This is a genomic window from Aquamicrobium sp. YD-1-mutant5 (genome assembly GCF_059509755.1).
Genome location: NZ_JCAKKP010000031.1, coordinates 1 through 11342, shown reverse-complemented (window position 1 = coordinate 11342; position 11342 = coordinate 1). Strand labels below are relative to the sequence as shown.

9 protein-coding genes and 1 pseudogene are annotated in these 11342 nt (G+C 57.0%); 7 read left to right on the top strand and 3 right to left on the bottom strand.

Features of this window, described 5'->3' with window-relative positions:
• Positions 1-314 precede the first annotated feature (314 nt).
• Positions 315-1511: a hypothetical protein gene (locus AC5XE7_RS20240; protein ID WP_495367384.1), complete on the bottom strand. Its 1197-nt coding sequence runs from the start codon at positions 1509-1511 to the stop codon at positions 315-317.
• A 252-nt stretch (positions 1512-1763) separates the two neighbouring features.
• A complete protein-coding gene (locus tag AC5XE7_RS20235; protein ID WP_495367385.1) occupies positions 1764-2006 on the bottom strand; it encodes a hypothetical protein in 243 nt (80 codons plus the stop codon).
• Between the two features lie 429 nt (positions 2007-2435).
• Here AC5XE7_RS20235 and AC5XE7_RS20230 point away from each other — a divergent pair, with 429 nt between their 5' ends.
• From AC5XE7_RS20230 to AC5XE7_RS20200, 7 genes are all read left to right on the top strand, one after another.
• Entirely contained in the window at positions 2436-3917 is a 1482-nt protein-coding gene (locus AC5XE7_RS20230; protein WP_495367386.1) for an ABC transporter substrate-binding protein, read from the top strand.
• Positions 3918-3938: 21 nt separating this feature from the next.
• Positions 3939-4739: an acetoacetate decarboxylase family protein gene (locus AC5XE7_RS20225; RefSeq protein ID WP_495367387.1), complete on the top strand. Its 801-nt coding sequence runs from the start codon at positions 3939-3941 to the stop codon at positions 4737-4739.
• 268 nt (positions 4740-5007) lie between these two features.
• Entirely contained in the window at positions 5008-5973 is a 966-nt protein-coding gene (locus AC5XE7_RS20220; RefSeq protein WP_495367388.1) for an ABC transporter permease, read from the top strand.
• On the top strand, positions 5970-6803 hold the full coding sequence (locus AC5XE7_RS20215) for an ABC transporter permease (RefSeq protein WP_495367389.1): 834 nt from the start codon (positions 5970-5972) through the stop codon (positions 6801-6803). The genes AC5XE7_RS20220 and AC5XE7_RS20215 overlap by 4 nt, the downstream gene beginning before the upstream one ends.
• Positions 6793-8886: a dipeptide ABC transporter ATP-binding protein gene (locus AC5XE7_RS20210; RefSeq protein WP_495367390.1), complete on the top strand. Its 2094-nt coding sequence runs from the start codon at positions 6793-6795 to the stop codon at positions 8884-8886. Before AC5XE7_RS20215 ends, AC5XE7_RS20210 begins: the two co-directional genes overlap by 11 nt.
• Before the next feature lies 1 nt (position 8887).
• The gene (locus AC5XE7_RS20205; protein WP_495367391.1) at positions 8888-9883 is read left to right on the top strand and encodes an ornithine cyclodeaminase family protein; all 996 of its coding nucleotides are present in this window, start codon (positions 8888-8890) and stop codon (positions 9881-9883) included.
• Between the two features lie 9 nt (positions 9884-9892).
• Positions 9893-10684, top strand: coding sequence for a GntR family transcriptional regulator (locus AC5XE7_RS20200; RefSeq protein WP_495367392.1), 792 nt, complete (start codon positions 9893-9895; stop codon positions 10682-10684).
• Positions 10685-11016: 332 nt separating this feature from the next.
• Here AC5XE7_RS20200 and AC5XE7_RS20195 read toward each other — a convergent pair.
• A pseudogene (locus tag AC5XE7_RS20195) lies at positions 11017-11202 on the bottom strand (IS110 family RNA-guided transposase); the annotation flags it as partial.
• Positions 11203-11342 lie beyond the last annotated feature (140 nt).

Below are 11342 nucleotides of genomic sequence, written 5' to 3'. Positions count from 1 at the left end.
CGCCTACAAACCGCCGGCACCCGAGGCCATCATCTGGCATGCGCCACCGCGTGGATCGGCACCATCATCGGCACAGGCGATGGTTGAAAAGCCGATCATGCATTAAGACTGAAAACGGACCACCTTATGGGGGCAGACCAGTGCCGGCGAACGAGATTCCGACGATATGCAGAACGATCGACCATCCGGCGGCTTATCGCACGAGCTCCCGCCTTGGTAAATGTCAATTCCGACACGCAGACACGGTCCAATGCGACGAAGGCGTTAGGACTGTCACTTTCCTCAACGCCTCAGCACGCATCCATGAAGTTTCGCTAAACGTTAATCGCACCCTGTAGAAATCGTTTACGGGCCGCATTAACCTGCTTTGATACAACATGGGTGCCATCAATTAAGGGGCCGACATCACTCACAGGGAAGCCATAGTCCAGTGATGGAAATTCCACATTTGGTTCCGGCGCCAGAAAAAACACTGGCTTCCCCCGCAGCAAAAAATCGATAGCGGAGGTAGAATTTTTGGTGATTAACGCATCGTAACGATCTGCTAACTCCTCCATCGGATCGAACACAGTTCTTAGCCAAGGCGCTTTCCGGGCCAGCGAATGAAATACCCGCTTTTTGAACTTAGTTGATGGATGAAGCTTAATGGCGATCTTAGCAGATGACCGTTGCTTTTCCGTCAATCCAAACAACACTGAATCTAATAGCTCATGAACCTCTTCGTGCTTGTGCGACGGCGCAATTAGCAAATTAATCATCTTCGGGTCATTGGGGGCTATATATGTCTTTTGCATCACGTCTAAATCGGATGCATATCTGCCTCGAAGAATAAGCTTGCTGTCGGCCGACCAGCTACGGAAAGACTTTTCGGATAGGCTACCCCAAGCCCAGAACTCGTTTGCGATGGTTGGGAAATAGAAATCGTCACTGAGGATCAAGCCATGCTGTACAACTACCGTACGACAATCAGAAGTCCGATGGAGTGAATTTAGGACAGCAGCAACATCATACGGCTGATCATTAAAACATATGAGATGCTTAACCCCTTGGAACGTCTCCAAGACAACACGGTCCATCTCTTTTTGAAAATTTAGAAAATAAAGATTAAGAAATCTCCGTCTTCCCGTGACAAATGCCAAAATCAGGAAAAACAATTGCTTTAATATGGCTAAGGTGGAAAACCTTATAGTTACGCGCAATAAGTCGGATTCAGGCTTTCCAGATGATGTAAACACATCAATAGGTCCAAATTCTTCCCTTATTGTTTCTTCTATAAATCCCCAGTATCGTAATTGATTAGGGCTTTTAACAAAAACAACTGTTTTATTATCAGCAGCTTTCCCCATTCCTCTGTAGTGGGAAAGCGTTACGGCTAAATATTTTAGACAGATAAACCACCGACGCTTGGTGGAAAAAATCCGATGGGCATTGTAGCGACCCTCGCCAGCCAGTTTCCGTAGATCCAGCGAGGATTTCTTCAAAATTTTTACGCCTTTGATTGCTGTATCCAACCCCATATTGCGCAAGGATACCCCTGTCAATCAAGCGTGTGGGGCCAACTATTTCTCTTCAGTCATGACCACACATGAACCGGACGTGCGAACCCCTAGGTGATCTGTTTCGAGTCTCCCGGCACTGTTATCCCGGTGGAACGGCAGCCACTCCCACCCGGGTACGCCTCGGCGCGGATGCTGGATGGGGCGGCAGGTTTGCCTGGACTGAAAAGAGGAGCCGAGCAAAAAAAGACCACCTAAAGATTGCCTTCACTCAGACGCCCCCTGCTCGGATTTGCCCTTTTGGCTGCCCGCCTCGATGGCGTCAAAGAGACGGGCGAGCCGCTGGTCGGCTTCCGTGATTCGCCTGTGAAGCTCGGCAAGATGCTCGCGGCGGCGCTCGGCGCGCTCCTGCCGCCGGTCGATGACGCTGGCGAGGACAGTTTCCAGTCGCTTGGGTTGGAGCAGCCGATCGCCGATATGATCGGCGACCAGACGGTCCAGCTTGTCCATGGGGATCGTGCGGCCCTTGCAACAGGTCTTGCCTTGCCGAGCCTTGGTCGAGCAAGTGGTGAACCTGACCCATAGCGCATCCTTCAATTCAAGCGATAGGGATACCCCATCAAAGCTTGGGATCAAACATCTAATATTCTGTTTTTAAAGGACATTTAAACCAGCCTGTCCCTTTTTCGTGCTCGTTCAATTTTCCCACAAGGCGCATTGCCTGGCGCTGCTTTATGTGCAATACCTTACGCATAAGACTTTATAACAAACTACCAAGGGGGGGGGGGGTTGATGATGGGTATTGATAAAACCGGCTTCGGCCGAATTGCTGCTAACGACCGCAATAAGCTTTCACGCCGCCAACTGCTGCAAACTGCAGGTTTGCTGGGGCTGACTGTTGGCGCAATCCGCATAAGTGGAGGCCTTTCCGGGCCTGCCATGGCTCAGGAGGTCAAGAGCGGCGGCGCGCTCACCATCGGTGTCGCGCGGCCGGCGCAAACCCTCGATCCTTTGCGTATCGCCGATGAGGGCGGCATTCCCGTTGTCGGAAGTTTCGGACAGTACCTTGCCTGGGTGGATCAGGACTATGTTCTGAGCCCGATGCTGGCCGTTTCCTGGTCATCGGACGAAACCGGAAAAGTGTGGACGTTCAAGCTGCGTGATGACGTCACCTTCAATGACGGAAGGAAGATGACGGCACGAGACGTGGCCTACACGATCAACCTGCACGCCGATCCCGAAGTTGGCTCCAACGCCCTTTCTGTGTTCAAGGATCAGGTTGAAAAGGGAGCCGCTGTCGCTGTCGATGACACGACCCTTGAAGTGCACCTTCAGGTGCCGAACGGCAATTTTCCTTACATGCTCAGCAGCGACAACTACAATCTGATCATTCTGCCGGAGGGGTATCAGCCGGGCGATTTCGAAAAGAATTTTGTAGCCACTGGGCCGTGGACCGTCTCCCGCAGCGATCGTGAGGGCATCACCTTCACCCGCAGAAGCGATTACTGGGACCCGAAGACCCTGCCGCATCTCGATGAGGTGACTTTCAACTATATCGACTCGCCTCAGGCACGCATCATTGCCCTGATGGGCGGCAGCGTCGATGCACTGAATAACTATTCGGCGGTCGATGCAGTTTCGATGATCGGCAATACCGAGATCACGCAGTTTTCCTTCCCCACCACCTTCTTCCGGATCATTGGCATGGGGACAGATGCCGCCCCCTTCAACGACAAGCGTGTCCGCCGCGCCGTAGCCTTGCTCGTCGACCGTAGTGTGCTTGTCGACGGGGCTCTGGCAGGGGCCGGAGCCATTGCCAATGACAGTCCCTTCTTCCCGCAATATGCCTCATCGAGCGCTGCAGTGCCCCAGCGTGAGCGCGATGTGGCTGCCGCCCGGGCGCTTCTTGCGGAGGCCGGCTATGCGGATGGCATCGAGGCGACTCTGACCACCTTCACCGGCGTCGATCTTGAAGACGCCGCCCAGCTGGTACAGGCGCAGCTGGCCGAAGGCGGCATCAACGTCAAGCTCAACATCATGGACGAGGCGACCTATTATGGCGACCTCAAGCCCGGAACCTCGCCTTTCCTCGACAGCCAGATGACTATGTGCGAGTTCACATCACGGGCGACGCCGAACGTGGTTCTGAATTCGGTCTACACCTCCGATGGCGTCTACAACATGATGCGCTACGCCAACGCCGAGGTGGACCAGCTCGTTACCGATTATATCGGGGCCTCGGATCTTGAGCGTCAGCGCGAGATTTCGGGGAAGCTGGAAGCGTTGCTGCTTGAGGAAACGCCCGCTGTCATTCCCTATGTGAGCTATCTCAATTCCGCCTGGCGCAACCATGTGCAGGGTTTCCGCGTGAACCCGTCATTCATGGTCGAACTTCACAAAATCAGCCTTTCAAACATCTGATATACTCAAGGTAATCATTCCATGACTGCAAAGACGCCTATCAGCACTCCTCTGCATCATCCTTTGTACCAGACGACCGGAAACTATTCCGGTGATTGTCTTGGTATTTCGATCCTTATGGAAGTGGATCGTGCCGAGATCGAGCGGGTTCTGGCTCCGACGCCCTTCGAGTTCGTCGCGCCCTATGCCTGGATCGAGGCTTATGTGTACACCACGATCACCGGCCTGGCCGAATATGACGAGACGTTCGGCGATTACTACGGTTCGACCGGTGTCGTGCTTCCGGTGCGCTATGGCGACCATGTTGGCGGCTACTATGCGCACTGCTTCAAGAATAAGGATTTCGGTACGGCGCCGGGCCGCGAGGCGATGGGCTTCCCGATCAAATATGCGACCCTGAAGTTCCAGAGGACCGGCCGCGTCGTCACCTCCACCGCAGAGCGTTCAACGGCGCGGATGAACCTGTCCGTTATCGTAGATGAAGGCAGCGCCGCTGCAGCGCCGCCCGCCGGGGCTGTGCGCAATCCCCACCTGCTGCTTCAGGCAATTCCGGATGTCGAGCGCGATGAAGTGATGCTGCAGCAGATCATCAAGCGCGATGTTTCCTCCTCGTCCTCATTGAAGTCGGTATCAGGAGAGCCGGCTGTCGAATTCCTGCCTACCGAAGCCGGCATTGATGAGCTTGCCTGGCTCAAGGGCGGCAAGGCCGTATATGGCGAATATTTCAGCGGGTTGTTCCGCGGTTCGTTTGGCGAGGTTCTCCACACCACGGCATCGCCAGCCTTGCTTCGTCGTCTGAACGTCGGCGCAGGCAACCGCTGAACCTGTGGCTTCTGCTTGCCGTGCAGCGATACTGAATATCCGGTCGCCATATTGGCGGCCGGACCCCTGCCTGCATGGAGGCACAGGCGCTGACCAGCAGCATGCGAAGGGGACAATCTGCCCCTTATCTGCTTTTCCGGGCAAGAGCCGGAGCGCCGCGCAGCCCTGACCGGGAAAGCATCCGGCAAAGCAGCTGCGCAGTTTTCAGTCAGGTTCAGTCTTCCCCTCATTCGGAGCAGGGCGGATCGGACGACTGAGAAAGACGACAATGGGAGGAATACAGTTGCGGTTCTGGACCTATCGCCTGCTGATGGCGGTACTCACTTTGGCATTGCTGAGTCTTGTCCTCTTCTTCGCGACGAATGCGTTGCCGGGCGACGTGGGGCGACGCATCCTCGGCGGTACAGCCAACGATGTCGCGGTCGCCGCTCTCAACCGGGAGCTCGGAACGGACCGGCCCATCATGCAACAATATGCGGAATGGCTGACAGGGATTCTGCGGGGCGATCTGGGGCGTTCCTATAGCCTGAAGCAGCCTGTATGGCAGATATTGGCCCCGGCATTGCTGAACTCTGCCAAGCTGACAGTTCTTGTCATTGCAATGCTTTTGCCGCTGGCGATCGGCGGGGGCATCTGGGCAGCACTCAAGCGTGGCACGGCCACAGATCAGGTGATCACGCTCGGCGCTGCCAGTGCAACGACAATCCCCGATTTCGTGACCGGTATTACCCTTCTGATCATTTTCTCACTGGGCCTCGGCTGGTTTCCGATCACCGGAACCGCACCGCGCGGGGCTGGCCTGCTGCAACAGATATACCATCTCTTCCTGCCCGCCATGTGCATGGTGATCGGACTGGGCGGCTATGTACTTCGCATGTCCCGTGCCGGTTTGATCCTTGCGCTCGAAAGCGATTATGCCCGCACTGCTCATCTCAAGGGCCTGCCGCCTTATCTGGTGCTGGCGCGCCACGTTCTGCGGAACGGTCTGATCCCCACCATCGCAGTGGTCGCGACCCAGATCGGCTACATCTTCGGCGGTCTGGTCGTCATTGAGGTTCTGTTCAACTACAACGGCGTGGGCAAGGCGCTCTATATCGCCGCCACGCAGAAGGATTTTCCGGTTCTTCAGGGCGGCGTCCTGATCGTGGGCGCAGTCTTCTTCCTCGTGACCATTCTTGGCGATCTGATGCAGTTTGCGCTCGATCCGCGGCTGCGTAGCGGAGGAGCGCGATGAGCAGCCTTGTGAACATTCTCCCTCTGCGCGGAGTGCGCCTGTCGCCAGGCCTCATCATCAGTCTTATCGTTGTCGGCTTCTGGGTTATCTGCGCCATACTGGGCAGCCGCATAGCGCCTTATGATCCACTTGCCGTGTCGGTGATCGAACGGCTCAAGCCGCCATCAGCTGCCCATTGGTTCGGAACCGACAAGCTTGGCCGCGATGTGCTGTCGCGCGTCATGGTCGGTAGCCGCAGCGTCGTTGAAATCTCGCTTTCAGCCACGGCTATCGCCATCACCATAGGCACGATTTTCGGACTCATCACCGGCTATTTTCGTGGCATCGTTTCCGAACTGATAATGCGCTTCTTCGAAGCCTTGCTGGCGGTGCCGGTCGTGCTTCTGGCGATGATCGCAATTGTCGCCGTTGGGGCATCCTCGATGACGGTACTGCTGGTGATCGGCGCGGTATTCGTGCCGGTGGTCGCGCGTACTGTCCGCGCGGCCGTGCTTGCCGAACGCAACAGGTCCTACATCCATGCCGCGCTGATGCGCGCTGAAAGCATGCCCTACATCCTTTTTCGCGAAATCCTGCCGAACATTACCGGAACCATAGTGGTGGAAGCCACTGTGCGGCTTGGATACGCGATCTTCGTCACAGCGACCCTGTCCTTTCTGGGGTTGGGTGTGCAGCCTCCCACGCCGGATTGGGGGCTGTCGATCTATGAGAGCTACGGCATGCTGAGCGCCGGCTTCTGGTGGCCCGTCGCCTTCCCCGCTCTGGCGATCGCCAGCCTCGTCATCTCCATAAATATCATTGCAGAGAAGACCGTCATCGATGTCCGCTGAATCCAAGGCGTTAAATGCCGGGACCGCGCGCGCTGTCAGCCCGGTTCTGAAAATCGAAGGCCTCCGCCTCGCCTACCGTGTCGGCGGCAAGGCGCTGGAAACAGTACGCGGCGTCTCGCTCGAGGTTGCGCGAGGCGAGACTTATGGCCTGGTCGGCGAGTCCGGCTGCGGTAAATCAACGGTCGCCTTTTCGGCGGTGCATTACCTTGCAGACAACGTCGTGTCGCTGGGAGGGCGCATTCTGCTTGGCGGGAAGGATGTATCCAGCCTGTCAGGCAGCGAATTGCGCCTCTTGCGCCGTTCTGTCGTTTCCATGGTGTATCAGAGCGCCTCGACTGCGCTCAACCCGACATTGACCATCGGCAGGCAGGTTGCCGAAGTCTTTGAATTGCGAGGCCTTTCCGGAAAAGACGCTGTCCGCCATGCCGAAGCTGCGCTGAGCAAGGTCAAGATCGCGGATATCGACAAGGTCATGCACAGCTACCCCTACCAGCTTTCGGGGGGCATGCAGCAGAGGGTGGTGATCGCCATGGCGATCTCGGCCTCGCCGGAGCTGATCATCCTTGATGAGCCGACCACCGGCCTGGACGCGACCGTCGAGGCCGACATCATAGATCTCCTGCGGGATTTGCGTGCAGAGCTTGGCGTCTCCTATCTGTTCATCAGCCACAACCTTGGCGTCATCGCGCAGATCTGCGATCGCGTCGGCGTCCTGTATGCGGGCCGGCTTGTGGAAGAGGGTAGGACCGGGGAAATCTTCAAGGCTCCGCGTCACCCCTATACGGCCAGATTGTTGCAATGTGTGCCCGATTGGGGTGCCCGCAAGGCTGATGGGCCGCTGGCAACCATTCCCGGTTTCCCCCCACGCCCGGGTGCCACGATAAGTGGATGCGTTTTTTATGAGCGATGCCCCCTGGCGAAACCTGAGTGCACGCTTGCACAGCCCCCGGCAGTCAATCACGGAGGCAGTCATGTATCCTGGTGCATCAGGCATGAGGACGTGCCCGGTCTGAAGCGGGAGGTTCTGGCTCCTTTGGGTGAATATGCCAGTGAAGCCGTGCGGGAGGGTGTGACTGCGCCGCTTGAGTTGCGCCATGTCGACAAGAGTTATGGGGAAGGCTCTTCAAGATTTCAGGTTCTGTCCCGCATCGAATTCAGCCTTCAGCAGGGCGAGGTTCTTGGTGTGGTGGGCGAGTCGGGTTCGGGCAAATCCACGCTCGCCAATGTCATTGCCGGGCTGCAGCCAGCCGATCCCGGCTCTGGCCTGCTCTATGACGATGCGGTGATGCCGGCAAAAGTTCAGGACCGGGATGCCGAACAGGTCCGCGCCATCCAGATGGTGTTTCAGGACCCGGGTTCGTCCCTCAATCCCCGTCACAGCATTGGCAGCATTCTGGGGCGCTCCGTACAAAAATCTCTGGGTCTCAAAGGCGCTGAACTGGAAGCAAGGGTTCACGCCGTTGCCGAAAAGGTGCGCCTCGACACGCATCATCTTGCCGCCCGACCTTCGGAGCTTTCCGGAGGCCTGAAGCAGCGCGTGGCGATCGGGCGAGCCATCGCCGGTGCCCCGCAGGTGATCATCTGTGACGAACCAACCTCGGCGCTCGATGTCTCCGTGCAGGCTGCCATCGTCAATCTGTTGACAGATCTGCAACGCAGCGAAGGATTGAGTTTTATCTTTGTCTCACATGATCTGGGTGTGGTGCGTTATATCTCTGACCGGATCATGGTGCTCTATCTTGGACGGGTCATGGAGATTGGCCCGGCGGCGGCCGTTTTCGAAGGTCCGCATCACCCTTATACGGAAGCGCTTCTGTCTTCCGCGCCACATGTGGGTGGCGAGGAGAAGCGGATCGTTCTGAACGGCGAGATGGCTCGCCACGCCAGCCCCCCGGCGGGCTGTGTGTTCCACACGCGTTGCTTCCGAAAGATCGCCGGCAAGTGTGACGCTGAGGCCCCTCCACTCCAGTCTGACGGCGCGGGACATGAGGTGTTCTGCCATATTCCGCTCGCCGAGTTGGGGCGCCAACTCGGCTCATCGTGCCGGGATCACAAAATGACGGTTGCTGTGGGAAAGAACTGACGTGATAGGAAAAATCAGCACAACCTCCGAGGCGCTCCCGCATATCGGCTGTGAAGAGATGCGCCGGCTTTTGTCGATGAGCGCGGCGGTTGAAGTTCTGCGCTCTGCTTTCCGCGATTTCGATGCTTCGACGCTGATTCTTCGTGCTGCCCACGAACTGCCTGCCGGCGCATTCCTGTTCATGCCCGCAAGCGATTCAAAGCATGTCGGCGTCAAGATGGTCGGGGTGGCCCCGGGTAATGCCAAGATGAACATCGCAACGGTCCAGGCAATCTACGTGCTTTTCGATGCGCATACGCTTGCTCCGCTTGCAACGATGCAGGGCGACGCATTGACCGATATCCGCACGCCAGCGGTTTCGGCGCTTGCGACGGATCTTGCCGCGCGAAACGATGCCCGGCATCTGGCCATTGTTGGTTCGGGCGCTCAGGCGACCGGCCATGTGCTGAGCATGCTGGCCGTGCGTCCGATCGAGACAATCTCTGTTGTTGCACGCAACCGCGAAACTGCAGAACAGCTTGTCGCCTTTGCACAAGGGTGTGGCATCACGGATGTGCGCGTTGCAGGCCGTGAAGCGCTGGCGCAGGCTGATATCATCTGCACCTGCACCACAAGTACCACTCCGGTAGTGAACTCGACGGATGTCAGCGAGGGATGCCATATCAACGCTGTAGGAGCCTTCAATGCCAGCATGCGCGAGCTGGATGGGCAATTGATGGCGCGCGGCCGGATCATGGTGGAGAACCGCCCCTCGGCTCTCAGAGAAGCTGGCGACATATTGCAAGCAATGGAAGAGGGCGTTCTTGACGAAGAGGCGCTGGTCGCGGATTTGAGAGACGCCGTTACGGGAACGCCCCTGCGTCGCAACACGAAGGACGTGACGATTTTCAAATCTGTTGGTATCGCTTTTGAAGATCTGGTGGTAGCAAGCGAGATTTACCGGCTATGGAGCGCTGCCCGTGTCAGTGACGGCGGCTGCGCAGGCAATACCCTCTAAACAGCACGCGTGCCGCTCTGGCCTATCTTTTATGAGTTGGCTTCGGAGAAGCAGTATGGAACTGTTCTCACGCTGGATAAACCGGTCAATTTGGGGGCAGTGATTAATATGGCGATTGCGGGGCTGAAAATGCAGAGAGAAGAAAGCACAAAGGCCCTAAATACGATCAAACGAACTGACTTGCGCAGTCAGGTCGTTGCGTTGCTGCGCGCGCGGATTGTCTCGGGTGAACTGGCCATGAACCACGTTTATTCAGCAGCAGCACTGGCAAAGGATATGGGTATCTCTATCACTCCGGTGCGGGAGGCGATCCTCGACATAGAACATTCGGGGCTCATTGAAGTTATCCGCAACCGTGGTTTCCGGGTGCTTGCGATCCGGGATGAGGATCTGGATGAAATCCGGGATCTGCGCAGCATGCTGGAAGCGCCCGCTATGGCCATGGTTGTCGAGAGGGCTTCCGATGAAGATCTGCTCGATCTGAAGCCTTTGCTTGAGCAGATGCAGGCTGCCTCAGAAGGCGATCTTCCTGAATTTCTGCAACTCGATTCAGAGTTTCACGTGCGCTTGATGGAACTGACCGGAAATTCGCGTCTCGTCCGGCTCGTCGAAAACCTCCGGGATCAGACCCGTCTTCATGGCATCGCGACTTTGTTGCGCGAAGGTGCACTTTCGGAGACCATGAAGGAACACCATGTGCTGCTTGACGCCCTGATAAAGCGGGATGCCGATTTGTCAGTTCACCTGATGCGCCAGCACCTGAACCATACACGCGGCATATGGGCCGGCCGCAAAGAATAGGCGTTCTTCCGGACCTGATTGCAGGGCAGCGGGAAGACGCGCCGCGCAGCCCGGGATTCTTCTCTATTCGGGGTGTTGAGGTCAAGCGCTTTCAAACTTTCGGCTGCACGGGTATTTGACGTCTTTCGCGCGCCGTTGCTTCTCTTCGGGATCGGCTGCTTGGCCCTCCCATGACGGGATCAGTAGAATGAGGCGGCCCAATCTGTCGCGCGTCCTGATCACGATAGGGCGACCGATGCAAGAACGCAAGCGAACCCACCTCATCCATCGTCCCGCGAAGGACGTCATTCCAACAGCAGGCGGAACTTATCGTCTCCTTTCCGGCAGCCCGTTCAGATGCCTGCGAGGGTGTTTTCTCTTGTCCAGCGGAATTCGGTGCCGTCGCTCCACATGCGATGCATGATCACCGCCAGTTGGCGCGTGAGCGCGACAATGGCCTTTTGTCGTCCTTGCCGCTTTGCGACGTTCATTGCCCAGGCTTTCAGCCAGGACCATTTCTTTACCAAGCTCAACACGACCTAGAGCGTGTCGCGTTTGACGTGATTCAGGATTCCCATTTGAGTTGTGTGATGATTCATTGTGGTTCGAAGGAGAACTGCGATGGGCAAGCCGTTACCGATTGCGTTGCGTGAGCGTGTTGCTGCGTTTGTCGATGAAG

Coding starts and splice junctions, on each gene's coding strand:
- AC5XE7_RS20235 (WP_495367385.1), bottom strand. CDS start 2,006: ATGGACAAGCTGGACCGTCTGGTCGCCGATCATATCGGCGATCGGCTG.
- AC5XE7_RS20230 (WP_495367386.1), top strand. CDS start 2,436: ATGGCTCAGGAGGTCAAGAGCGGCGGCGCGCTCACCATCGGTGTCGCG.
- AC5XE7_RS20225 (WP_495367387.1), top strand. CDS start 3,939: ATGACTGCAAAGACGCCTATCAGCACTCCTCTGCATCATCCTTTGTAC.
- AC5XE7_RS20220 (WP_495367388.1), top strand. CDS start 5,008: ATGGGAGGAATACAGTTGCGGTTCTGGACCTATCGCCTGCTGATGGCG.
- AC5XE7_RS20215 (WP_495367389.1), top strand. CDS start 5,970: ATGAGCAGCCTTGTGAACATTCTCCCTCTGCGCGGAGTGCGCCTGTCG.
- AC5XE7_RS20210 (WP_495367390.1), top strand. CDS start 6,793: ATGTCCGCTGAATCCAAGGCGTTAAATGCCGGGACCGCGCGCGCTGTC.